Origin of the sequence: Streptosporangium sp. CA-115845 (assembly GCF_050943795.1) — a bacterium.
GTDB lineage: Bacteria > Actinomycetota > Actinomycetes > Streptosporangiales > Streptosporangiaceae > Streptosporangium.
The window spans coordinates 9,014,510-9,037,120 of sequence record NZ_CP191988.1 but is presented as its reverse complement, the minus strand read 5'-3'; the positions used below and the strand labels follow the sequence as shown (position 1 = coordinate 9,037,120).

At 67.7% G+C, this 22,611-nt stretch carries 26 protein-coding genes, 2 tRNA genes and 1 pseudogene; 15 read left to right on the top strand and 14 right to left on the bottom strand.

What is annotated here, in order from left to right; genetic code table 11:
- Positions 1–548 precede the first annotated feature (548 nt).
- Positions 549–941: a hypothetical protein gene (locus ACQP0P_RS42890; protein WP_433367458.1), complete on the top strand. Its 393-nt coding sequence runs from the start codon at positions 549–551 to the stop codon at positions 939–941.
- A gap of 293 nt (positions 942–1,234) precedes the next feature.
- On the opposite strand, the gene ACQP0P_RS42885 is transcribed toward ACQP0P_RS42890, so the two are convergent.
- Positions 1,235–1,307 (bottom strand) — tRNA-Arg (locus ACQP0P_RS42885).
- 1,463 nt (positions 1,308–2,770) lie between these two features.
- On the opposite strand from ACQP0P_RS42885, the gene ACQP0P_RS42880 reads away from it, so the two are divergent.
- On the top strand, positions 2,771–3,850 hold the full coding sequence (locus ACQP0P_RS42880; RefSeq protein ID WP_433367455.1) for a D-alanyl-D-alanine carboxypeptidase family protein: 1,080 nt from the start codon (positions 2,771–2,773) through the stop codon (positions 3,848–3,850).
- Positions 3,851–3,877: 27 nt separating this feature from the next.
- On the opposite strand, the gene ACQP0P_RS42875 is transcribed toward ACQP0P_RS42880, so the two are convergent.
- Positions 3,878–4,282 carry a DUF4265 domain-containing protein gene (locus ACQP0P_RS42875; protein WP_433367452.1) on the bottom strand — a complete coding sequence of 135 codons (405 nt, stop codon included), beginning with the start codon at positions 4,280–4,282 and terminating at the stop codon, positions 3,878–3,880.
- Between the two features lie 354 nt (positions 4,283–4,636).
- On the opposite strand from ACQP0P_RS42875, the gene ACQP0P_RS42870 reads away from it, so the two are divergent.
- The gene (locus tag ACQP0P_RS42870) at positions 4,637–4,807 is read left to right on the top strand and encodes a hypothetical protein (protein ID WP_433382502.1); all 171 of its coding nucleotides are present in this window, start codon (positions 4,637–4,639) and stop codon (positions 4,805–4,807) included.
- Here the strand turns inward: ACQP0P_RS42870 and ACQP0P_RS42865 are convergent.
- The 4 genes from ACQP0P_RS42865 to ACQP0P_RS42850 all read right to left on the bottom strand — a co-directional run bounded on the left by ACQP0P_RS42865 (position 4,725) and on the right by ACQP0P_RS42850 (position 6,656).
- On the bottom strand, positions 4,725–4,994 hold the full coding sequence (locus ACQP0P_RS42865) for a winged helix-turn-helix domain-containing protein (protein WP_433382402.1): 270 nt from the start codon (positions 4,992–4,994) through the stop codon (positions 4,725–4,727). The genes ACQP0P_RS42870 and ACQP0P_RS42865 overlap by 83 nt on opposite strands.
- 193 nt (positions 4,995–5,187) lie before the next feature.
- The gene (locus tag ACQP0P_RS42860) at positions 5,188–5,385 is read right to left on the bottom strand and encodes a DUF397 domain-containing protein (RefSeq protein WP_433367449.1); all 198 of its coding nucleotides are present in this window, start codon (positions 5,383–5,385) and stop codon (positions 5,188–5,190) included.
- A 19-nt stretch (positions 5,386–5,404) separates the two neighbouring features.
- Complete coding sequence (locus tag ACQP0P_RS42855; RefSeq protein WP_433367446.1) at positions 5,405–6,271, bottom strand: helix-turn-helix domain-containing protein; 867 nt, start codon at positions 6,269–6,271, stop codon at positions 5,405–5,407.
- Between the two features lie 121 nt (positions 6,272–6,392).
- Positions 6,393–6,656: a winged helix-turn-helix domain-containing protein gene (locus tag ACQP0P_RS42850; RefSeq protein ID WP_364156129.1), complete on the bottom strand. Its 264-nt coding sequence runs from the start codon at positions 6,654–6,656 to the stop codon at positions 6,393–6,395.
- Positions 6,657–7,437: 781 nt separating this feature from the next.
- Here ACQP0P_RS42850 and ACQP0P_RS42845 point away from each other — a divergent pair.
- Positions 7,438–7,722, top strand: coding sequence for a hypothetical protein (locus ACQP0P_RS42845; protein ID WP_433367442.1), 285 nt, complete (start codon positions 7,438–7,440; stop codon positions 7,720–7,722).
- On the top strand, positions 7,719–8,039 hold the full coding sequence (locus tag ACQP0P_RS42840) for a hypothetical protein (protein ID WP_433367439.1): 321 nt from the start codon (positions 7,719–7,721) through the stop codon (positions 8,037–8,039). The genes ACQP0P_RS42845 and ACQP0P_RS42840 overlap by 4 nt, the downstream gene beginning before the upstream one ends.
- Positions 8,040–8,221: 182 nt before the next feature.
- Here the strand turns inward: ACQP0P_RS42840 and ACQP0P_RS42835 are convergent, their stop codons facing one another.
- Both ACQP0P_RS42835 and ACQP0P_RS42830 read right to left on the bottom strand, forming a co-directional pair.
- The gene (locus ACQP0P_RS42835) at positions 8,222–8,830 is read right to left on the bottom strand and encodes an RcpC/CpaB family pilus assembly protein (RefSeq protein WP_433367437.1); all 609 of its coding nucleotides are present in this window, start codon (positions 8,828–8,830) and stop codon (positions 8,222–8,224) included.
- A 132-nt stretch (positions 8,831–8,962) separates the two neighbouring features.
- A complete protein-coding gene (locus tag ACQP0P_RS42830) occupies positions 8,963–9,772 on the bottom strand; it encodes an S-methyl-5'-thioadenosine phosphorylase (RefSeq protein WP_433367434.1) in 810 nt (269 codons plus the stop codon).
- 134 nt (positions 9,773–9,906) lie between these two features.
- On the opposite strand from ACQP0P_RS42830, the gene ACQP0P_RS42825 reads away from it, so the two are divergent.
- Complete coding sequence (locus tag ACQP0P_RS42825; RefSeq protein ID WP_433382499.1) at positions 9,907–10,056, top strand: hypothetical protein; 150 nt, start codon at positions 9,907–9,909, stop codon at positions 10,054–10,056.
- Positions 10,057–10,118: 62 nt separating this feature from the next.
- Here the strand turns inward: ACQP0P_RS42825 and ACQP0P_RS42820 are convergent.
- From ACQP0P_RS42820 to ACQP0P_RS42810, 3 genes and pseudogenes are all read right to left on the bottom strand, one after another.
- Positions 10,119–10,211: pseudogene (locus tag ACQP0P_RS42820) on the bottom strand (FmdB family zinc ribbon protein); the annotation flags it as partial.
- 118 nt (positions 10,212–10,329) lie between these two features.
- Positions 10,330–11,835: a potassium/proton antiporter gene (locus ACQP0P_RS42815; protein ID WP_433367431.1), complete on the bottom strand. Its 1,506-nt coding sequence runs from the start codon at positions 11,833–11,835 to the stop codon at positions 10,330–10,332.
- Positions 11,836–12,144: 309 nt separating this feature from the next.
- Positions 12,145–12,726: a 5-formyltetrahydrofolate cyclo-ligase gene (locus tag ACQP0P_RS42810; protein ID WP_433367428.1), complete on the bottom strand. Its 582-nt coding sequence runs from the start codon at positions 12,724–12,726 to the stop codon at positions 12,145–12,147.
- 25 nt (positions 12,727–12,751) lie between these two features.
- Between ACQP0P_RS42810 and galU the strand changes: the two genes are divergently transcribed.
- The 7 genes from galU to ACQP0P_RS42775 all read left to right on the top strand — a co-directional run bounded on the left by galU (position 12,752) and on the right by ACQP0P_RS42775 (position 17,496).
- Entirely contained in the window at positions 12,752–13,651 is a 900-nt protein-coding gene (galU, locus tag ACQP0P_RS42805) for a UTP--glucose-1-phosphate uridylyltransferase GalU (RefSeq protein ID WP_433367426.1), read from the top strand.
- Between the two features lie 5 nt (positions 13,652–13,656).
- The gene (gene glp, locus ACQP0P_RS42800) at positions 13,657–14,844 is read left to right on the top strand and encodes a molybdotransferase-like divisome protein Glp (RefSeq protein WP_433382399.1); all 1,188 of its coding nucleotides are present in this window, start codon (positions 13,657–13,659) and stop codon (positions 14,842–14,844) included.
- A 38-nt stretch (positions 14,845–14,882) separates the two neighbouring features.
- Positions 14,883–15,317 (top strand): cyclic pyranopterin monophosphate synthase MoaC, encoded by a 435-nt coding sequence (gene moaC / locus ACQP0P_RS42795; protein ID WP_433382396.1) that lies wholly within the window; start codon positions 14,883–14,885, stop codon positions 15,315–15,317.
- A complete protein-coding gene (locus ACQP0P_RS42790; protein ID WP_433367423.1) occupies positions 15,314–15,787 on the top strand; it encodes a MogA/MoaB family molybdenum cofactor biosynthesis protein in 474 nt (157 codons plus the stop codon). The genes moaC and ACQP0P_RS42790 overlap by 4 nt, the downstream gene beginning before the upstream one ends.
- Before the next feature lie 62 nt (positions 15,788–15,849).
- Positions 15,850–16,503, top strand: coding sequence for a GNAT family N-acetyltransferase (locus ACQP0P_RS42785; RefSeq protein ID WP_399532428.1), 654 nt, complete (start codon positions 15,850–15,852; stop codon positions 16,501–16,503).
- A 124-nt stretch (positions 16,504–16,627) separates the two neighbouring features.
- Positions 16,628–17,350 (top strand): divisome protein SepX/GlpR, encoded by a 723-nt coding sequence (sepX, locus tag ACQP0P_RS42780; RefSeq protein ID WP_433367420.1) that lies wholly within the window; start codon positions 16,628–16,630, stop codon positions 17,348–17,350.
- 69 nt (positions 17,351–17,419) lie between these two features.
- A tRNA-Ala gene (locus tag ACQP0P_RS42775) sits at positions 17,420–17,496 on the top strand.
- Between the two features lie 244 nt (positions 17,497–17,740).
- On the opposite strand, the gene ACQP0P_RS42770 is transcribed toward ACQP0P_RS42775, so the two are convergent.
- The 3 genes from ACQP0P_RS42770 to ACQP0P_RS42760 all read right to left on the bottom strand — a co-directional run bounded on the left by ACQP0P_RS42770 (position 17,741) and on the right by ACQP0P_RS42760 (position 20,739).
- Positions 17,741–18,007 carry a hypothetical protein gene (locus tag ACQP0P_RS42770; RefSeq protein WP_433367417.1) on the bottom strand — a complete coding sequence of 89 codons (267 nt, stop codon included), beginning with the start codon at positions 18,005–18,007 and terminating at the stop codon, positions 17,741–17,743.
- Positions 18,004–19,533 (bottom strand): hypothetical protein, encoded by a 1,530-nt coding sequence (locus ACQP0P_RS42765; RefSeq protein ID WP_433367414.1) that lies wholly within the window; start codon positions 19,531–19,533, stop codon positions 18,004–18,006. The genes ACQP0P_RS42770 and ACQP0P_RS42765 overlap by 4 nt, the downstream gene beginning before the upstream one ends.
- Positions 19,534–19,626: 93 nt before the next feature.
- A complete protein-coding gene (locus tag ACQP0P_RS42760; protein WP_433367411.1) occupies positions 19,627–20,739 on the bottom strand; it encodes an ISAs1 family transposase in 1,113 nt (370 codons plus the stop codon).
- Positions 20,740–21,309: 570 nt separating this feature from the next.
- Here ACQP0P_RS42760 and ACQP0P_RS42755 point away from each other — a divergent pair.
- Positions 21,310–22,017 (top strand): hypothetical protein, encoded by a 708-nt coding sequence (locus ACQP0P_RS42755; protein ID WP_433367409.1) that lies wholly within the window; start codon positions 21,310–21,312, stop codon positions 22,015–22,017.
- Positions 22,018–22,117: 100 nt separating this feature from the next.
- Positions 22,118–22,330, top strand: coding sequence for a hypothetical protein (locus ACQP0P_RS42750; protein WP_433367406.1), 213 nt, complete (start codon positions 22,118–22,120; stop codon positions 22,328–22,330).
- Positions 22,331–22,611 lie beyond the last annotated feature (281 nt).

The window sequence follows — 22,611 nt, the reverse complement described above, 5'->3', positions numbered from 1 at the left end:
GCGGTCGAGTTCGATCAACCAGTCAACCGCCTAACGCTCCAAGCCACGCGCCTGGGCGAACTCCGTGGCCCATACCTGGAACGCCTTGTCGAGATCCACGAGGGTGTTGTCCAGATCGAAGAGCGCAAGTCGTTGCACGGTGGATCATCCTAGGTCGGCACTTTGCCGGGTCTGAAAACTCACAGCAAAATGATCTACGTTGTGCTTTGATCTCTCGTTGTAGTGGCGGCAAGAAGAGCAGGAAGTAACTCGGCTGGAATCATGGGGCAGCGATGTCAAAAACGCGCGGGGGACGAATGGCGGCTTCGGGTCGGTGGCTGGCTGCAGGGGGAAGCGCCGCTTTAGCGCTTGGGGTCGCGGCCGCCGCTTGGCCCGCCCTGCAACCATCCTGGTCCGATTACCCTGGCACAGCCAAAGAGGAGGTTGTCTCGGTCAACTCCTCGACGCGCGAGGCGCTCCTTGAGGCCGCTGGCCGTTTCTTGGAGACAGATCCCGATCGTGTCGGAAACTACGTCTTGGCCGGTGAAAGGCCGGATCTCAGTCCGCGTGTGTTCTGCCACGAGGAATTCGTGGAGGTACGCCGGACAAGCTCTCAGCTGTTGCTCGGGGTCGTGGCCGTGTGTGAGGAACTCGCCCGCTCTGGGACCTTGCTCGTGGGCGGCACCGGTTACCGGACCTCGCTTCTTCTGACCGTCGAGTCGGTCAACGGAGGCTTCACCGTACGGCAGGTGGAGGAACCTCTGGACGGAGACCTGAACATCCCTTCGGTGCGCGAGATGTTCTCTCCCGGAGGAGCACCGCGGGCATTGGAACTGGCCGCCACCGGTTCGGACATGCACGATGTGGTCAGAGAAGAGGCCCGCGAGGTCTTCGGCTTGCCCTCGGACACCGATGTCACGTACATCACCGAGTTGGAGAGCACTTCCAGCCCTCGCCCGTAGTCCATGGGCTCATCCACGTGACGTTTCCGGTCAGCCCCTGGCCGGTCCATCTACATGACGGGCATGACCCGCACAAAGATCATTCTGTAGGAGCTTCGGGACGGCTGCGGAATCGGGAGGCTCTGGCGTGTCGGCGGTTCGCCGAGTTGGGGGACGACCTGCGGAAATACCGTCAAGATCATTCCGTGTATATTCCGCAGCCCCTGGCGCAGGGCTGCACCCGGCTGCCTAGATGTGCTGAGGTGTGATCATGAATAGCCCCAGGTCAGGGCCGCATTCGCTGGTAAGAAGAGTGCCCCCGGCATGATTCGAACATGCGACACCCGCTTTAGGAGAGCGGTGCTCTATCCCCTGAGCTACGGAGGCAGGGGCTCCTAGTAAGAGTAGCGAAAGTGGCGAGTGGTTGCGCGCTTGGCGGGGGAGTTCGGGGCGGACTGCGGGTTATCGGTTCGCTGAGCTGGAGTAAAAGGGCGGCAAGTGGGCGGGTGTGCGAGGTTGGGCGAAGTTAGCGTCACGCTCCGTGATTGATAGGAGACGGAAGCGTATCCGTGGGCGCCGGGCGCTGCGGCCGGCGGTGCTGTGTGGCGCGATGCTGGCGCCCGCGCTTCTGGCCGGAGGGTTGCTGGTGGCCGAGCTCACGGGTTACGAGGCGGCCATCCGGATGGCCGACGCCGGTACGGGGCCTGAGGTGTCCGGGGAGGCGGGGGGCGAGGGGCGTGGGGGGCGGCAGGGATCCCGGGAAGGCGCCTGGAATGGTGCGATGTCCCGACCAGGGAGTGGTGGTGAGGCGTCTCGGGTGGGAGCTGGAAGTGGTGCGGAGCCTTGGATGAGGGCTGGGGATGGCCTGGAGCTCCGGGTGGGGGAGGGTGTGGGGCTGCTGGACGGGGGAGTCTCGGAGGCGGATGCGGGACTGTTGGGCGTGGGAGCGGCGGGAGAGGATGCGGGGTCGCTGGGCGGGGAAGTGGCGGGAGAGGGGGCGGGGCTGCTGGGTGGGGAAGCTGAGCTACCGGACGGGGAAGTGTGGGGAGCGGGACTGCTGGATGCGGAAGCGGCGAGGGAAGGCGCTGGGCTCCTGGATGGAGGGGAGCGGGGAGCGGGGGCGGAAGTGACGAGGAAGAGGATGGGGCTGCTGAACGAGGGGGCGACGGGGGATGTGGTGGCGGTGGTGCCGGTCGCGGTTAGGGCGGTGCGGAGCGGGGTGTTCGGGCCGAGGTTACTGCCTCCGCCCCTGCGGCCGGAGCGGGTGTACGGGGGGTGGATGCCGGTCGCCGCGAAATCGGACGTGGGCCGCTCGGCGAGTGGGGGCGGCAGGGTCGGTGGGACGGGCGAACTGGGTGGGTTGAACCAACCGGGCCAACCTGGCTATTTGAACCAACCAGGCCAGCCCGGTTACCTGAATCAACCGGGCCAACCGGGTCGATCAAGTCAATCGGGCCAACTCGGCCAACCGAACCAACTGGGGAGGTCAGGTCAAACGAGCCAGCCGGGTCAAACAGGCCAGCCGGGCAGCATGGACGAGGCGGATGTGGTCGTACCCGTGAGGGTCCCCAGAGACCCCAGAGGGCCGCGGAGGGCCGCGTCGCGGCCGCCGGTGGAGCCTGAGCCTCGGGAGGAGCGGGAGCCCTGGGACGGCTGCCCGGCGGAGTGGCGGGGGACGTGGCTCTGGGAGGTCTGTCAGGAGCACACGCGGCAAGAAGTCTGACTTGTCCGGTCGCAAAAAGGGGTGTTCGGCGCATAACTGCTGTGGAGGTCTGGCCCGGGTAGTTGGCCAGCTGTAGTAGCGTGCGTGCCTGACCCAGGTCACGAGTTCGCAAACGGAGGGGTCGAACGTGCCACCTCGTCGATCAGCGGGTCTGATCGCCGTCGTCGCGACGATGCTTTCCCTCCTGCCGGGGGCCGCTGTCGCGCAGCGTGCGTCGGCGGAGGTTCAGGCCGTCGTCGTCGCCGATCCGGTGAATCTCACAGAGCTGCGTCGCGAGGCGGAGAAGGCGACAAAGGACCTTGAGGCAGCGACCAAGGCGCTGGAGCAGCGGCGGACCCAGATCCGTGACTCGGAGAAGCAGCTCACCGCCAAGCTGAGGGAGCTGCAGGCGGCCGAGAGGGCTTTCGAGCAGGTGCGGCAGCCGCTCTCGGACCTGGTCGGGCTCCTCTACCAGCAGCCCCTCGGCGGGGACGTGGCCGGTTTCCTGTCCGGCGAGTCCAACACGGACACCCTGCGGGCCATGGCCGGTGTCACCCAGCTCGTCGCCGAGCAGGACCTGATCCTCAAGGACAGCAGCCGCCTGCAGCTGGAACGGGAGCGGCTGGCGGGCGAGGCGCAGGAGCTCCGGGCGACCAACCTCCTCGCGGAGGCGCAGATGGGCGCCGAGATCGAGACGCTCAGGGGGCGCTCGCAGAAGATCGTGCAGTCCCTGACCAAGGCGCTGGTGAAGCTGGGTGTCAAGATCAACAAGAATGGGCAGCCGGCGGCCGGGTGTGACCCGACCAGGGCGACCTCGATGGGCGACTTTCCCAACGGGCTCATCCCGCAGGCGTACCTCTGCCCGCTCCAGCAGCCGGGCAACCAGCTGCGCGGTGACGCCGCGCTCGCGTTCATCAGCCTCAACGAGGCGTACAAGCGGCGGTTCGGCAAGCCCATATGCGTGACCGACAGCTACCGGAGCCTGGCCGAGCAGCAGTCGGTCTACTACCGCCGCCCCGGCTTCGCCGCGGTTCCCGGACGGAGCAACCACGGACTGGGGCTCGCGGTCGACCTGTGCGGGGGCGTCGAGCGCTTCCGCTCGGCCGAGTTCAACTGGGTGGAGGCCAACGGCAAGAGGTTCGGCTGGATCCACCCCCAGTGGGCCTACGTCAGTCCTTTCGAGCCCTGGCACTGGGAGTACGACCCCAAGCTCGGCTCCCTGTTGTAGGGGCTCCTGGCAGAACGGTCCGCGGCCTTAGAAGTCGATCTCCCAGAAGAGTGCGCCTGCCTCTTGCGGGCCCGTGAGGATCTCCACCACTGGACCCGGGTCAGTACTGGGAGGCAGGTCGACGGAGAGATAGGTGCCTTGCAGCCACTCGTGGGCCAGGCCGGATACCACGACTTTGCCGTGCAGCAGCTCGTGGAGCTGGTCACGGTGAGGGTGCTGCTGGACCAGGGCGGCGCGCAGGGTGCGGTGGCCCGACTTCTCGACCACAGCGGAGACCAGGTGCTGTTCGTCGATGGTCACGATGTCGCGGTGGCAGATGCCGTAGGTGAAGAACGGCAGGCAGGCGATCTCGAACCTGTCCGGTGCCAGCCGGCGGGTCCACAACTGTTCACGCCAGCCGTCCTGCCGGTCGGAGAGATCTGCGTGGATCATGTAGTTATCGGGTCCACGGCCGATCGGGTTGTCGTGCGTGATGATGGTGATGATGCGCCTCCCCGCGAGAGCTGCCGATGCGGCCATACTGCAGCAATCGGCGCCAGCAGACAGGGGCGCAGCCCAAGCTGAGCAGGGCTTCGTGGACATCATCACGGATCTCTGGAGCACTTCGCCGTCGAGTGGGAACTGCTCAAGCCGCTGCCGGACGAACCGTTCGAGCGAGGTCTGACCGCTGTCACCGAAGATTGATGGCCAGTAGGACCGAGGCTCCGGGCGGCGGAGTGGCGCGGAGACCTTCTGAGGCGCGTAATTCCCGTGCGCGACCTCTTGTCGGCGGTTCACATTTCGGGCATGAATGGATATACCTTCGAGCCCGCCGCCCCCTTGGTGCAGTCGAGCGAACTGCTGGGCTTCCCTCCCGACGCCCGGGTGTTCATCGTCAACTGCGACGACTTCGGGATGTACGACGCGATGCATGCTCGGGTGGCAACACGAAGGTTCCAAGGCTGGGAACGAGCTTGACGAGGCCCAGATCGCGCAGGTAGCGGAGGACGTGACGAGCGGTGTTGTTCCCGACGGCATAGTCGCCCATGATCGCCACGATGCTTGGGACCTTGTGTCCGGGTGGCCACTCACCGCTGTGGATGCGCTGCTCAAACGTCTCTGCGACCTGCTCCCACTTAGGTCGGCCAGGCTCAAAATCGATCATGTTGGCGCCCATATCCGTTGTCGGCATGCCTTACCTATGTAGACCTCGACGGGTCGGCTGCTCACCGTCGACGCCCTGATGAGCTGGGTCGTGGCCGGTTCGGCCGCATCGAGCCGCAGGCGCCTACCTCATGGCCTACCGACCGTGCTCGCCCTCATCCGGCGCCGCCGGACGAGGAGATCCTGCGGCGGTCTCAGATTTCTCCCGTACGGATGCCCATGAGGAAGTCGTTCCAGGTTGCCGGGGAGAAGGTCAGTACGGGGCCTGACGGGTCCTTGCTGTCGCGGACGGCGACGATGTCCGGCAGGTTGGTGGCCACCTCGACGCAGCCGTTGCCGCCGTCGCTAAGGGTGGATTTGCGCCACGCGGGAGTAGGTGTCAGGTCCGGCATCTTGGCATCCTCTGTACGTTCAGGTTGCGGCGGCAATGGCGCGGAGAAAGACGAGGGAATCATCGGGATTAAGTGCCATCGCGCATAGGTGGTCGAAAACCAGGTTATATCGGTACACCTCGGTATCTGCCTCGATGTAGATGCTACTCGCCAGCGTCTCGATATAAACGACGTCCGGATGGGTGCCGGGGAGGCCCAAGATTGCAAAGGGGCCAACAACGGCAGGATGTGCCCCGGTATCGTGTGGCAGGACCTGAATTGTCACGTGTGGTTGCTGGGCCTGGGCAAGCAAGTGGGCGCATTGCTTACTCATCACGCCGGGATCGCCCATTATGCGGCGGAGTGCGGCCTCGTCGATGATCGAATGGATGTTCAGGGGCTCGGGCTTGCTCAACGTGGCCTGGCGAGTCATTCGCACTTCGACGCGCCGATCGATCTTCTCAGCCGGTTCCTGGGACATCATCGTCGCCTCGATGACAGCGCGTGCGTAGCCCTCGGTCTGGAGCAGTCCGTGCACGAGCTGCATGCTGTAACACCTGATCACGGCAGCATCGGACTCCAAACCGATGTAGCCCGCATAGTCGGACGGCAGGTCGTCGTAGGCGTCCCACCATCCGTGCTCACGGACTGACGCCTGCAAGGTGATCAGACTCTGGCGCACCTTCCCTGACACCCCGTAAGCGTCCAGCAGGGTGATCAAGTCGGCAGCCTTCACCCGGGATGTGCAGTGCTCGATACGACTGATCTTGGATGGCTGCCACCCGACTCGTCGCGCCGCCTGCTCTCCGGTGAACCCTTTGAACTCACGAAGCCGACGCAACTCTGACGCCAGTCGGCGCTGCCGTACTGTCGGACCCGAGCCAGCCATCATGATCCAGTCTTCCATGAAGAATAGAAGTTTCTGAAATTCTCTGGAAATCCTAGCGCTCCGCCGTCACCTGGAGAGATGATGCCTGCGACATAAGAATTACGTGATGACTGGAGGATGACTGATGCTCCCTGTCGCTTCATCCTTCCGGGTTATGTGCGTTATGTCGCCATTCGCTCTGAGGGCGTACGTACGTTCCCTTGCCGGGGATGGTACGGATCAGGAAGTCGTCTTTCAGGAGGCGCAAGACCTTCTGGATCGTGGTCCTGGCAACGCCGAACTCCTGTTCCAACTGGGTAAGGCTGGGGATGACGGATCTTTCCCGATATTCGCCACTTACTATGCGCGTACGAAGGGCGCTGTAAAGCTGCTCCCAGATCGTGCGATCTTCGTCCCACTCCATGATTCGTACCGTAGAGGGCTGCACTTTGCCCTACTTAACCCGCTCAGGCTCTACCCTGCTCCACTGTGGTGCACCAGGGTAGAGCCTGGTGCCATGCTCGTTCGTGCCCAGCGACACGAGACCCGCCCGGCGCTGCCACGACCGGACGGGTCCTTGATCAGGAAGGTCCTCCTGAACCGTGACCAACCCTAGTGCTCCGGTTCTCGACCGACAGGCGGCCAGCAGTTGCGGTTGTTTCGTCGACGAGCCGCCGATGCCGATGGGGTGTGCCGCCTGCGGGCACGCGCCCTACGCGCACGGCTGCCCAGACCGGTCCGTCGATCATGAATACGCGCAGCCCTCCGGCGCTCTGATGGCCACGCGACTGGAGGCTCGCTGCACCGGGAACCGCTCCTTGCCCTGCTTCGAGTCGCCCGCTCTCGCGGCCCCGGCGGAGGTGATCCCGCTGGTACCCGCTCAGCGGTCTGCCGAGCAGGCCCCGGCCGCCAAGTCCGCAGTACCGGTATCGCCGCCCCGGCGGGTGCCCTGCCGCCGTCGCCCGGTGCCCCTGGTCAGGTCCGCTCGTACCAGACCGCCCCAGCCCGGGGGCAGGTATCGCTGCGTGCCCCGTCCCGGGCGAACGACCGCCTGCGCTCTGCGTCGCGTAGCGGTCACCTCGTCTTCGTACCGGCCGCCCGGCCCGTACGGCGTACCCCTCCATGTCCTGCCCTGCCCCATGAAGCGGGCCCGTCCTCCGCTACCAACGTCCGGACGGGCCCTTGATCGGATGGAGGTCCAATCAGTGGACGATGTTAGTTCCAGCACCCCAGAGTCGACCATCCCCGGTTGGCGGCTGATCCTCAGTGACGCCGGGCGGCTGTGGGCCAGCAGGGAGGAACCCTTCTCCCTGGCCGCGTTCCACGCCGGAGCCGAACGGACCATCGACGCCGACACCCTCGACACGCTCCGGGCCGAGACCGACCGGCAGGAGGCCATCGCCAAGGAGGCCAATGCCCAGGCGGCTGCCGTCACGGAGACCCCCGCCGGGGAAACGCAGGAGCAGGCCACCGGGCGGGTGATCTCATGATCCGGCGACGGCCCGCCCGCCCGCGTGGACGCCACCGCGGCGGCCAGGCCGCCCCTCCCGTGCCGCACTACACCTGGGACCACGAAGCCCGCGCCGAGGCCGCCATGCTGGAGATCACCTGGCCCGGCTGGGCCGTGCTCTACGGCACCGGCAGTCGTCTCTTCCACGCCATCGCCACCTGGCCCACCCCCGAACCGCTGCTCCTCTGCGACCGCAGCGTCGAGGGGCTCAAGGCGCAGATGCGCGAGGCCGAGACGACCGCGCTCCTGCACCGCTGGGCACTCACCTCCACCTCGGCCAGCATCGGCCACTTCTGAGCAGGCACGGCGGCCACGTCCCTTCCCCGGTCCAGGCCGCCGTGCCGTCTTCAACGCAGACAAGATGCCCGTACGGTACGTGACGCGAGCGGGCGTGCTCATGGCCCGCTCGCGTCCGTCAGGCGGGAGCACCCGATGACCAATCCGTTCCAGCCCTGGGGTTAAAAGCACACTCCTGGGAATCACCTAGCGCGAGCGCCGATCGTGATGGAGAGCCGTCCGCCTGCCTGGGCGGAGGCCAGTTCGGTCGCCTGGGCCGAGGTGGTGGCCAGTACGACGAGGGCGCCTCGTTCCGACTCCTCGTCCGGGGTGGCCAGGACCGTGACGTCCTCGGCCACGGTCGTCGCGGGGGCGGTGCCGTCCCACGTCGAGGTGGCGGCGGCGAGCACGTCCACCACGTCACCCGGCGAGAGCAGGCGCGCGGTCTCGGGGTCGGCGACGCGGACCGGGGTGGCGACCGTTCCGGGGCCGTGGGCGGTCAGCAGGCCGGGGCCGAGCAGGCGGACGTCGGTCAGCGGCTCCCCGCGCCGCGCGGGACCGGCCAGGATCTTTCCGGCGAACGGCGTGCCGGGTCTCAGCGCGCCGTCGGGGACGGTGTCGGGCCTCAGGGCCGCGGGTGTCAGGTCGGTCCCCTTCAGCGCGCCGCCGGGGAGATCCCTGGCGGCGGTCAGGACGATCACCGAGGCGGTGTCCGGGCGCAGGGCCAGCAGGGCGCATCCCATCGCCAGGGCGGCGACGAGGGCGGCGAGTAGGCGGTGACGGCGGACGAGAAGGCGGCGCAGGGCGCGCATGACTGACTCCATGGATGGGAGCCGGGCGGCGCGGTGCCCGTGACGGAACGCCCCGCCGGATGGCGGGACGGGGACGACTGCCGGCGATCCCATGGAATCGGTGATCGCCCGGCGATGTCTCAGGAGGTGGGCTCAGTCGGGGAGGTCGAAGGGGAGCTTCAGGCCGTCGAGGGTGGTGGGGCAGGGGCAGGTGCGGTCTTCGGGGAGGGCGGTGACGATCTCGGAGATCAGGGAGCGCATCCGGGTGACGTTGGTGGCGAAGAAGGCGAGGACCTCCTCGTGGGTGACCCCCTCACCCGCCTCGACCCCGGCGTCGTGGTCGGTGACCAGGGAGATCGAGGTGTAGCAGAGGGCCAGCTCGCGGGCGAGGATGGCCTCGGGGAAGCCGGTCATGCCGACGATCGACCAGCCGTTGCCGCTGAACCAGCGCGACTCCGCGCGGGTCGAGAAGCGCGGGCCCTGGATGACCACGAGGGTGCCGCCGTCGGACACCTCCCAGTCGGCGGAACGCGCGCTGGAGACCGCCGCCTCGCGGCCCGAGGGACAGTAGGGATCGGCGAAGGCGACATGGACGACGCCGCCCTCGTCGTAGTAGGTCTGCGTGCGGCCGGCGGTGCGGTCGACGAGCTGGTCGGGGACGACCAGGGCGCCGGGGCCGATCTCGGGGCGCAGCGAGCCGACCGCGCTGGGGGCCAGCACCTGGCGCACGCCGAGGGAGCGCAGTGCCCACAGGTTCGCCCGGTAGGGGATGAGATGCGGGGGGAAACGATGGTCGCGGCCGTGGCGGGGCACGAAGGCGACCGAGCGCGATCCGATGCGGCCGACGGTGACGACGTCACTCGGTGGCCCGTACGGTGTGGTGATCTCGACCTCTGTGGCGTCGTCGAGCAACGAGTAGAAGCCCGAGCCGCCGATGACTCCGATGTCCGCGCGAGTGCCCATGGCGCCGAGATTAGCGCCACGGCCGGGTCCCTGAGGAGCCCGGGTGACGGCCTGTGGATAACCGCGCACCTCGGGCATCGGGGCCTGGAACCTAGGACGCCGCGGGGGCCGGGCTGCTCGCCACCTTCGCCGGCTTGGAGTCGGACTTCGACTCGGACTTCGAGTCCGACTTCGACTCCGACGAGGTCGAGGAGCTCGACGACTCGGACGACTTCGACGAGTCCGACGAGCCGTTCGAGGAGCTCACCGTGCTGGACGAGGACGACCGGCTGTCGGTCCGGTAGAAGCCCGAACCCTTGAAGACGATGCCGACCGCGGAGAACACCTTGCGCAGGTCACCCGCGCAGCTCGGGCACTCGGTGAGAGCGTCGTCGGAGAACTTCTGGACGATTTCGAACTGGTGGTTACAGGCACTGCAGGCGTACTGGTAGGTGGGCACGCGCTCCTCCTCATGTGGTCCGCGCCGATTGGCACTCTAGTGGCGCGACTGCTAATGGTACGCAGCCGACAAGCTTAAACGCGAGTTGGCGTCTTCGCATTCCAAAGGGAGATCTCGATCAGACGCCACGCTCGCCGTACCAGCCCGCGAGCTTGCCCTTGCGGCTGATCGCCCGCATCCGGCGCTCGACGGTGTCCCGGCAGGCGGCCGTCGTCACGATCAGGAGCTGGTCCTCGACCCTGATCCTGGTGGAGTCGGTGGGGACGAACGTCCGGCCCTCCCTGACGATCAGCGTCACCTGGGCGTCGCGGGGCAGTCGCAGCTCGAAGATCTCCACGCCCTGCAGCTTGGACGTCGGCGGCACCTTGACCTGGAGCAGGTCGGCGTTGAGTTCCTCCAGCGGCGCCGACTCGACCTCCAGGTCGCGGGCCTCGTCGGGGGTGGACAGCCCGAGGAGTTTCGCCACGAACGGCAGGGTCGGCCCCTGCAGCAGCGTGTAGACGACGACGATCACGAAGACCTCGTTGAACACGAGCTTGGCCGTGCCGTTCTCGATGGAGGTGGCGGCCCAGGGGATGGTCGCGAGCACGATGGGCACCGCACCGCGCAACCCGGCCCACGACAGGAACGCCTGTTCCCGCCAGCTGAGCCTGGCGATGCCCGTCAGCCGGGTCAGGAAGGCGGAAACCATGATCGACAGAGGGCGGGCCACCGCGACCAGGATCAGCCCGGCGACCAGGCCGGGTACGACCGCGGCCGGCATCTCCGAAGGGCTGACCAGCACCCCGAGCATGACGAACAGGCCGATCTGGGCCAGCCAGGCCACGCCCTCGGCGAAACCTCGCGAGGACGCCCGGTGCGGCATCCGGGAGTTGCCCATGACCAGCGTCGCGAGATAGATCGCCAGGAAGCCGCTGCCGTGCAGCAACACGGCTCCCGCGTAGGCGACGAACGCGAGGGCCAGCACCGCGATGGGATACAGGCCGGAGACGGGGAGCGCGATGCGGCGCAGCGCGTAGATGCCGAGCGGGGCGATCGCCAGGCCAACGGCCGCGCCCACCACCAGCTCGAAGAGCACGTCGAACAGCGCGACCCCGAGGCTGGGCGAGGTGGCGGTGCTCAGCAGCATCACCGCGATCACCGTGGGCGCGTCGTTGAAACCCGACTCGGCCTCCAGGATGCCCGCGAGGCGCGGTGGCAGGGGCAGGCGGCGCAGCACGGAGAAGACGGCGGCGGCGTCGGTGGAGGCGAGGATCGCGCCGAGCAGCAGCGCGGTCCGCCAGTCCAGGCCGAGGAACAGGTGCACCGAGATCGCGACGGCCGCGATGCTCACCCCCACGCCGACGGTGGCGAGCACCAGGGCGGTGGGAATGGCTCCCTTGACGTAGCTCCAGGTGGTGGTCAGGCCACCCTCGGCCAGGATGATCGCCAGCGCGATCAGGCCTATCTGCTGGGCGAGCTCCGGGTTCTCGAACTGCAGCCCGAGCCCGGACTCACCGAGGAGCACTCCGAAGCCCAGGAAGATCAGAAGGCTGGGCAGTCCGCTCCAGTGGGCGACACGTACGGCGACGACGGCCGCGATGACGACTCCGGCACCGAGAAGCAGCCAGACGTCCAGCCCCATCTGGTCCCCTCTCTGTCTGTGGGGACCATTGTGTCGCATTCGAAACGGGCGTCACGCACGCCCCACACGCACAGCGGGTCACGGTCCGGGTGCACAGCGGCCCGGGACAGGCGGTGATTGTGTGTTCACGATGCCGACTCCGGTGACTCACCGTGGTCGGACACATGTTCCCGGCGCCGGTCGTGGAGATCTCCGGGCCGGTCGGGTGCCCGGGGCGTTGGTGTCGGGGGTTTCCTGGGGCGATCGGGTGCTCGCGTGCCGACTGTGGAGATCTCCGGGCCGGTCTCGTGCTTTTGGGCGATCGGACGCTCAGCTGCCCGTGGCACCCGTCCTGAAGATCCCCTCGGGCATCGCCGCGTAGCGGACCGCCATGTCGTGCGGCTCGGCGGGCACGTCGTCGAGCAACTCGCCCTCGTGCAGCAGGGCCACGGTCGGCACGTTCGGGCCGACCCTGGCCAGTGCCCGGTCGTAGGAGCCGCCGCCCCGCCCGAGCCGCAGGCCGGTGGACCTGTCCACCGCCAGCGCGGGCACGATCACCAGTGCCGCGGTCCTGATCGCGTCGACGCCGCGGCGGGTGTCGACCGGTTCCATGATCCCGAAGCGGCCGGGGGCCAGGGTGTCGGGACCGTCGTACACCGCCCAGTCGAGATCGTTGTCGTCGCGGAGCACCGGCAGGATCACGGTCGCGCCGTGCTTCCACAGGGCGAAGACCAGCCCGTGGGTGGCCGGCTCCGTCCCGGCCGACCAGTAGCAGGCGACGAGCCCGGCCATCTGGACCCAGGGCCGGTCCAGCAGGGATTCCCTGATCTGGACGGAGGCCGCATGGCGCCGCTCATCGGGGATCGCGGCCCGCGCCGCCTCGATAGTGGCACGCAGCCTCAGCTTGTCCACAGGTCCCTCCACTATGGTTTCGGTTATGGCCGACTTCGATGCTGTGACGAAAGCCGTTGTTCCCGCGGCGGGTCTGGGCACCCGTTTTCTTCCGGCGACCAAGGCGACCCCCAAGGAGATGTTGCCGATCGTCGACAAGCCCGCGATCCAGTATGTCGTCGAGGAGGCGGTCTCCGCCGGACTGCTCGACGTCCTCATGGTCACCGGGAAGAACAAGCGTTCCATCGAGGATCACTTCGATCGGGCGATCGAGCTTGAGGAGGCCCTGGAGGCCAAGGGCGACGACGAGCGCCTCTCCCAGGTACGCGAACCCGCGGACCTGGCCACCATCCACTACGTACGGCAGGGCAGGCCGCGCGGCCTCGGCCACGCGGTCCTCTGCGCCAAGCAGCACGTGGGCGACAACCCCTTCGCGTGCCTGCTCGGTGACGACCTCATCGACTACCGCGACGAGCTCCTCAAGCGCATGATCGAGGTACGCGGCGTGTACGGCGGCAGCGTCGTCGCGCTGATGGAGGTCCCCAGGGAGCAGGTCTCCCTGTACGGCTGCGCCGCCATCGTGCCCACCGACGAGGACGACGTGGTCAGGGTGACCGACCTGGTGGAGAAGCCCCCCGCGGAGGAGGCCCCGTCCAACTGGGCGGTCATCGGCCGGTACGTGATCGACCCGGCCGTCTTCGAGGTCCTGGAGAACACCCCGCCGGGGCGCGGCAACGAGATCCAGCTCACCGACGCCCTGCGTACCCTCGCCGGGCGTGGCAGCGACCAGGGCGGCCCGGTGCACGGAGTGCTGTTCCGAGGCCGCCGCTACGACACCGGCAACAAGCTCGACTACCTCCGTACGGTGGTGCAGTTCGCCGCCGACCGCCCCGACCTGGCACCGGAGTTCCTGCCCTGGCTCAAGGAGTTCCTGGCCGCGCGATGAGCTCCATGAGATCGGTCGACGACCACCTTTCCGACATCCTGCGCACGGTCCGGGTCCTCGCTCCGCTGGAGGTGGAGCTGGAGCAGGCGCTGGGCACCACGCTGGCCGAGGAGGTCACGGCCCCGGTTCCGCTGCCGCCCTTCGACAACTCCGCGATGGACGGCTACGCCGTGCGGGCCGAGGACGTCGCCGACGCCCCGGTGACGCTCCCGGTGATCGACGACATCGCGGCCGGCGACGGCCGGATGCAGGCCATCGGCCCCGGCATGGTCATGCGGATCATGACGGGGGCCCCGCTGCCCGCCGGGGCCGACGCGGTGATCCCGGTCGAGTGGACCGACGGCGGTACCGCGCAGGTGGTGATCAACCGCTCCGCGCCGCCGGGGAACGCCATTCGCAGGTCGGGAGAGGACGTGCGCGCCGGTGACGTCGTGCTGCCCGCGGGCACCCCGATCGGGCCCGCGCAGCTCGGAGTGCTGGCCGGGGTGGGCCGCCGCCGGGTGCTGGTGCGGCCCCGTCCGAGGGTGGTGGTGATATCCACCGGGGCCGAGCTGGTCGAGCCCGGCCTGCCCCTGGGCGACGGCCAGATCTGGGAGTCCAACAGCTTCGCTCTGATCGCCGCGGTCCGCGAGGCGGGTGGCGAGGGCTACCGGGCGGGGATCGTCGTCGACGACGCCGCGCGGTTTCTCGACCAGCTCGACGCGCAGCTCCTGCGGGCCGACCTGGTGATCACCAGCGGCGGTGTCTCGATGGGGGCGTACGAGCCGGTCAAGGAGGCCCTCGGGCCGCTCGGCACGGTCCGCTTCGAGCGGGTCGCCATGCAGCCGGGCATGCCCCAGGGTTTCGGTGTGGTCGGCGAGGACCACATCCCGATCTTCGCGTTGCCGGGCAACCCGGTGTCGTCGTTCGTGTCGTTCATGGTGTTCGTCCGGCCCGCGCTGCGGAAGATGGGCGGTCTGGCCGCCGAGCCCACGGCGACCGTGCGGGCGGTCACCACCGGGCCGCTCCGCTCGCCCGAGGGCAAGCGCTCCTACCTGCGCGGCGTGCTCGGCCCCGAGGGCACCGTCGACCCGGTGCGCAGGCAGGGCTCTCACCAGCTCGCCGCGCTGGCCTCGGCCAACGCCCTGATCGTGGTCCCCGAGGACGTCGTCGAGCTTCCCGAGGGCGCGAGTGTGGAGGTCATCCCACTGTGACTGGATTCACGCACATCGACGAGACCGGCGCGGCGCGCATGGTGGACGTCTCGGCCAAGGAGGTCTCCGTCCGTACGGCGACCGCCACCGGCAGGGTGCTGCTCTCGGCCGAGGCCGTGGCGCTGCTGCGGTCGGGGGAGGTCCCCAAGGGCGACGCGATCGGCACCGCGCGGATCGCCGGGATCATGGGTGCCAAGCGGACCCCGGACCTGATCCCGCTCTGCCACCCCATCGCGCTGCACGGGGTCAAGGTCGAGCTGGCCGTGGTCGACGACGGCGTGGAGATCACGGTACGGGTCAAGACCGCCGACCGTACCGGTGTCGAGATGGAGGCGCTGACCGCGGTCTCGGTCGCCGCGCTCGCTCTGATCGACATGGTCAAGGCGGTCGACCCGGCCGCCGTGATCACCGATGTCCGGGTCGAGGAGAAGACCGGCGGCAAGACGGGCGTCTGGACCAGGGGAACCTCATGAGAGCCCTGGTGATCACCGCGTCCAACCGGGCCGCCGCCGGGACGTACCAGGACACGTCCGGGAAGCTGCTGGCCGGGCTGCTCGCCGAGACCGGGTGCGAGGTGGACGGCCCGAGGGTGGTTCCCGACGGCGAGCCGGTCGAGGCGGCGCTGCGCTCCGGGGTGGCCGAGGGGTACGACGTGATCGTCACCACCGGCGGCACCGGGCTGACCCCGGCCGACCTCACCCCGGAGATGACCCGGCGGGTGATCGACCGGGAGGTCCCCGGCATCGCCGAGGCGATCCGCCAGGTCAACCGGGAGAAGGTACCCACCTCGATCCTGTCGCGCGGGCTCGCCGGGCAGGCGGGTGGCACGCTGATCGTCAACCTGCCAGGTTCCTCCGGAGGGGTGCGCGACGGCATGGCCGTGCTGGCGCCGGTGCTCCGGCATGCCGTGGACCAGATCCGCGGGGGAGACCATCCTCGCTGACCCGTACCTTCGCGCGGGCCCGCCCCGGCTCCCATGGCACGGTGACCGGTGTTGGGGGGATGATGGAGGGCGTGGATCGACTTCGTGGCTGGCCGGTGACCCTGACGGAAGGTCCGGTAGGACTTCGACCGCTGCGGCTGCGGGACGTACGCGTCTGGCGGGAGTCGCGGCTGCGCAACGCGAACTGGCTCCGTCCCTGGGAGCCGAGCAATCCTGAAACCCCCCTCTTCAAGACCGGCCTCGGTCCCTACATCTCGATGGCCGGAACCCTCCGCAGGGAGGCCCGGCAGGGCCTCGCACTACCGTGGGTAGTCACCTATGAGGGCGCCTTCGCCGGGCAGCTCACCGTGGGCGCCATCGTCTGGGGCTCCGCCAGGTCGGCACAGATCGGTTACTGGGTGGACGGCGCGCTGGCCGGTCGCGGGATCATCCCCACCGCGGTCGCCATGGCGGTCGATCACTGCTTCTTCACCACGGGGCTGCACCGGGTCGAGGCCAATATCCGGCCGGAAAATCATGCGAGCCGCAGAGTGGTTGAAAAACTTGGGTTCAGGGAAGAGGGCATCAGACGTAGGCATTTGCACATCGATGGTGCCTGGCGTGACCACATCTGTTACGCGCTCACGGTCGAAGACGCGCCGAGAGGGTTGCTTGTGCGGTGGCGGCGGGCCCGTGAGGCGGCCGCCCACGGCGGCACTCCGCACGAAGAGGTTTGAAGATCTCACGACACACCGCATCGAATGCTCGTCAAATAGTGACACGCGGTCTTACGGTGCGTGACATGAGCACATCGAAGGCGCCGGGAGACCACCCGCGTCTTCATGCTGCCCGGAGGTGGCCGTGAGCAGCGTTGTCCTGTATTTGGCCATTGTCATCATGTGGCTGTGCGTGCTCGTGCCCATGTGGTTGCGCCGCGACCGCAACACCCTCGTCGAGACGACCAAGGACCCCGAGTCGTACGCCTACGACGAGGATTCCGCCGAGACCCTGGTCGAGCCACCGCACGGATCCTCCCCGGAGTCCCCGGCCGAGTCCTCCTCGGGAGTCCTTTCCGCCACCGGGACCATGTCGGAGTTCCCGGCGGGCGACGACGCGTCGCCGCCCGCCGGCCGGGAGACCTCGGCGGGTGCCCAGACCGCCCCCGAGACCCCGCCCGCCCGCCGGCCCAACCCGCGGAGGGTCGCGGCCGAGCGCCGTCGCGCCGAGCTCCGCCGCAGGGGGAGGCAGGTGGCCAAGCGCAGGCGGCTGACCTTCTGGTGCGTGCTGCTCCTGCTCGCCTCCGTGGTGACGGCCGCGGTCCAGGTCATCCCATGGTGGGGCGTAGCGCCCTCCGTGGTGCTTCTGGTGGCCTATCTGGCCATTCTCCGGGTCACCGTGCAGATCGACGCCGAGCAGCGGAGAGCGGCCGCCAAGGCCCGCGCGGAACGTGCCAGACGCGCCCGCCGTCGTGCCGCCCTGCTGGAGGCCCAGCGCCCGGTGGCCGAGGTCATCGACCTGACCGCGCTCCGCGACGAACTCTTCGATCAGTACGCCGAGACACCCCGCCGCGCGGTCGGCGACTGACGGTGGCAGTGACGGTGGCTCTGGATGGCGCGAGTGCCCCCGGAAGTTTGCTAATCTAGTCCACGTCTTGGGGATGTAGCGCAGTCCGGTAGCGCACTTCGTTCGCATCGAAGGGGTCAGGGGTTCGAATCCCCTCATCTCCACCAAGGGCCGTTCTTGAAACGGCTGGATTGAGGTTGACGGGATCCCGTCTGATCATCGCGATCAGGCGGGATCTTGTCGTTTCAGGGGTTTCCGAATTGGGTTCGCCCTGGTTTGGGACCTGTGGAGCTGGTGCCTGGAGAGGCCCGGGTGGTGTCAGGCCGCTGGTGGAGGTCCGAGTTCGCGTCGCTGGGCATGGCGAAGCCGACGCCGGGCTGGGTGCTGCGTCACGGTTATCTGGTTTGCGGCTCATGGGGCGGGTGGTGGCCTGCTCCGGCCCATGAGTGGCGTGCGGTCGACGGGCTCTGCTGGAGTTTCGAGGTCGTCAGCGGGTGCGTCGGGTTCGTCTGGGGGCTGGTGGGTGTGGCGCCACTGGTCGAGGAAGTGGTCGTTGGCGACCGCGACGAGCAGCGCGATCAGGATGGTCTGGGCGACGCGGCCGTGGGCGAGCCGGTTCTTCGGATCACCAAGGTCGAGGTCGTGGCCCTTGAGGCGGCCGTTCAGCCCTTCCGTCATGGCCCTGGCAGTGGAGTACGTCCCCGCCAGGAGGGGCTGAGGTAGGGCAGGTCCTGGCGGAACTTGTCGAGGTGGCCGAGGTCGCCGGGGTGCAGGGTGATGGTGTGCTGGTGGCAGATCTTCGGCAGTTCACCGGCCTTATGGTCGGGGGTCGGGGGCAGGACGCGGGGTTTGGCCGCAGGATGGGCGGCTCGCTGCCGGGCGTCGGTCAAGTCGACTGCGGTGGGCCGGCTGGGCTCGCGCTGGTGGAGGCGGTCGAAGCGGGGGCAGGTGACCGACGGGGAAGTGCCTGCTGCCGGGCACTGGAAGCGGATGGCTCCGTCTGCGTTCGCGCTTTGTTTGAGACGCAGCAAGTACGGCCCTCGCGCGTTGATGAGCGCGGTGAGTTCCTGCGATGGTGTGCGGATGGCGGTGTCGTCCAGGCCGGTGGTCGCCTGGGCGAGCCGGTCGGGCATCAGCGGGCAGGCCAGGGTGCCGTCGATGAGCAGGGCGCCGTGGGCACTGCCCTGCACTCCCCGCTGATCGACTTTGTAGTCGAGGGCGAGTCGGTAGCCGAGTTCGCGTGCGGGTTGGGCGAAGTGGGCGGGTTGCTGGTCGGCGTAGGCGCGGTCGACGACGGCGAAGGCGGTGGGGAAGCCGAGCGCGGCCAGGGGTTTCAAGGTGGTGATGGCGTTGGTGCCGATGCGTTTGCCTGGTGTGTCCAGGACCAGGCCGAGCGCCAGTTGCGGGAAGGAACCGAGAACCGAGCGGGTGCGGGCGGCGACGGTGAGAGTGGCGCTGTAGCCGTACTCGGCTGGGCCGGCCCCGGCGGAGTGGTGCCAGCCCGCGGTGATTTCGGTGGAGGCGATCAGTTCGCCGGTGGAGCGGCGAGTTCGGGGTGGGCGGGCGAAGACCGGGGTGGCGGTGGTGTCGATGCCGACGTCGCCGCGGAATCCTGCCAGGTGGCTGCGGCCTTTGCTCCAGCGGACCGGGGTGAGCACGAGTGCGGTGACGATGTCTTGCAGCAGGTTCCGCTGGCGGGTGTGGCTGGGATCGTCGTCTTGCCAGGCGGTGGCGAGCGGGTCGGCCTGGTGCTGGGGCAGGCGGGTGCGGCGGTCGTGCCGGGCCGGATCGAGGAGGCTGGTGAGCCGGTCGAAGGCGCGGTAGAAACGCCGGTTGTCGGCCAGGCAGGCGTGCGGATCGTCGGCAGATGGCCGGTCGGTGTCCAGTCCCAGATGCTCGCGGGAAGTCGGGGACAGACCGAAGGCGGCCAGCCGCCAGGCTTCGGCCAGGGTGGCTTTGCCGCTGTGGTGGATCGAGACCATCAGGCAGACGAGCACCGCCCGGATCGGCATTCCCGCCGGTCCGGGGCGTGGGCCGAGCTCGTTGTCGATCAACGTCATGATGCCGGAGTTGTCCAGCAGGCGGGTGTAGTGGCCGGCGACGGCGTCGGGGATCTGTGCCGTCTGCTTGGTGGGAGGTCGGGGTCGGATGGCTTGGGCTCGGGTGGTGCGCGGCGGCCAGGCGCGTGGCTTCGCCGTACTCACCTGCCGCGGCCGCGCAGCAGCGCGACCGCGGTGAGCTCGTCCAAGGCGCAGGGTCCCGGCGTTAATTCGCTATGTCTCGGTTCGTCGGATTGATCAGATGGCATAGACGGCGAAGGCGTCATCGTGGTTGAGGAGGTCGCGGCGGGCGTGGGCGATGTTGGCGCGGCCGGCCAGCCGGGCGGTGCTGATCGTCAGGTTTCTGAAGCCGGCGAGCGCTCTGGGCGCGGTTCCCGTCCTGACCTGGGAGTTGTCCTCCCGGAAGGTAACGTCCCTGACCCAATGGAGACGGTTTTCCACTGTCCAATGCGCCCGCTCGTAATGGTTGAGATGAGCGGGCCCGGCCGCTTCGGCGGGCAGGCTGGTGATGCCGTACACGATCTCCTTGCTGGTCCAGACACCGTCCAGATCGCCGATATCGCGGCGGAGCCGGAAGGCTTGGCGGGCGCCGGGAAACAGGGTGTCGTCTGCTTCGGCGGTGCGGATGGTGCGGCGTTCGGTGCGGTCGTGCCCGTGATCGTCATCAATGGCGGTGGTCGCGCGCCAGCCGGAGTCCGGGCCGGTCAGCAGGGCTTGGGCGGCGGCACGGGCCAGCGGCTGGTTACCCTTCAAAATGAGGATGTGGTGGGCGTCCAGCTGCTGGGTGATCAGGCGGGCGGTGGCCTTGGTGGTGTGCAGCGCGTCCAAGGTCAGCACCATCCCGGCCGCGTCCAGCCGGGTCAGCAGGGCACGGGCGGCGGGTCCCTCTCCGCGTTTGTCGGCGACCTGGCCTTGGCCCAGGATCACGCCGTGCTCATGACTGATCACCCCGATCAGGAAGACCCGCCCGCCCTGCTCGGTCCGGGCGCCGCGACAGGCCTTGCCGTCGAGGGCCGCGCCGGGCAGCAGCCCGTCGGGGGCGGGATGGGTGAGCCGCCGCTGCGTCACGCGGCGTTGCTCGCGCTCGACAGGTCCGGGGGTGTCGGGGATCTGCGGTACCGGAGCCGCCTGACGTAGCACGTCGGCCACATAACCGCTGATCGCGGTGTCCAGCGCGTCGGCGTCCAGGTCGGCCGGGACCCGACGGAAAGTCCGCTCACTGGGCACGACGAACAGGCCGGTGAACGGATCGCGGTAGGCACCCAGCCGCTCCGGCACCGCTTGCGAGGTCCGGGCGGCCCACTGCCGGATCGCCGGACGCTGTCGCCGCCGACCACGAGCGTGGCGCACGCCGTCAATGTCAAGATGACCACCAGCCGGTGCCGCAGCCCGCAGGTCGAGCGCCGCTCGGGTACGGCCGCCAACCGGCGCATCAACGCCGATTCCACCACGACCGGATCAGCCGTCAGTTCGGCTTCCCACAATGCCAGGTCGGTGAGCTGGTCAAGAGCAGCGGCGCAAGGAGAGCTGGTCAGGGAAGATGGGGACACGAGCGCGACTCCTGCGGCGATCTTCGGATTTGAGACCTGAAAGATCAGCAGAAGTCGCGCTCTTTCGTCTTTCACCTGGCCAAATGCTCAACGTCGCCATACCGCATCAGAACCCGGGAACGCCGGGGCCCTGGTCGACAAGGAAAGAATCGACGGGGCCGCGTATTTGCGTGCGGAAAATCAGTACACTAAAACTTCCTGCCACGAACTGGGGCATACCGTTGGCCTGGCGCACTACGACCCGGCGTTGACCCCCGTGGAGGGCCATGACTGCATGCGAGACGGCCTCTGGGCAGATGGAGAACTGTGGACGCGAACCTATAACTATCATCACATAGACCATATCAATGCATGGTTCTAGCAATTGACGATGCCCATGGAGTATTACTTGAATTCGACGAGCTTCCGTCTCGTGATAGCTCTTACCCTCTCCATTACCATGATCTCCGGCTGCGGCACTCAGCAATCTTCACGAACTTCAGCTGAGATCATTGGACAGACAACCAGAGCAGCGTCCGACATAGACACGTCGGTGCTTCGAACGGCGCTTTTTGATTACGATCACAAGAGTTCGCCCGAGGAGCTAGTTAAATCCAGGGATCATGAGGCCATCGTCGCCGGAAGTGTCGAGGGGTTCGAACAGGGACGAGACATATATGCCATCGAAGGTGACCCATATCCGGAGAAGCGCGTGGTCATGCACGTGCGCGTCGACTCAAGCATAAAGGATAAGGGAATCGTTAGTGACGGCCGCGTCTACGTCGACCTGGACCAAGGTGGTCTATATCACAACGGAAAGCCCCGCAAGTCCCTGGATGATTTTCGAAAGGCCATACCCGCCGGCACAAAAGTAATGCTCTTCCTCTTCTCGGACCGGCGAATGGCCTTTCGGATCGAAGGGGCCGAGAATGGCCTGCCGAGCGGTGCCGTTTTGGCGGCCCCCGACCCACAGGGGATGGTCTTCGACAACGGCCCGAAGCTCCTGGGCGGACAGGAAGACCTGGAAGGCGAGTGGCAGGCGATGAGAAGCGTCGATGAAGTCGCTCTCCGTGTGAAGAAGGCACTGGGCGTCGAATGACCTGATGGCACACGTCATACGAACCGCTGGGCGGTCCGGAGCGGATCTCCGGACCGCCCAGCGGCACTCTGCGCCTTTTCTGTCTGTAGTTGAGGGCAAATTGAACTTCCAGCAAGGCCGCAAGTACTTTACCCGCGCGTACAACGCCAAGACAGATGAGGGAACGCTCCACGTCACGTTCACATCCGCGTTCAAGAAGAAACTGACGATGGAACGCATACTCCTTCAGGACCAAGATGAGCAACATCCTGATGAAGTCGATGTGCTGCTTTCCACTGCCGAGTTCACGGCAAGGGCGCAGCACTACTGTTAAGAATACTTCCGGGCAGTCCTCAAGATAGCCTCCCGGATCTTCTGTGTGAGCTCAGCCGTGACCGCGGTAGCGTCTGGGAAACGATCACCTTCATTTCGGGAAGCGATCTTGTGGGCTCCGGTTCCGTCCCAGGTCAGCTCTACTCGTGAACGCCCCACCAGGTCAGAGGCCACTTCCGAGAGATCGGGGGTGGCCTTCTGCGTTGCTGGGTGACCAACTGAGTGACTATGGGTTGGGGAGGCGCCGCCCAGGCAGCGAACGGAGTCAGGTTTTTGGCTCAG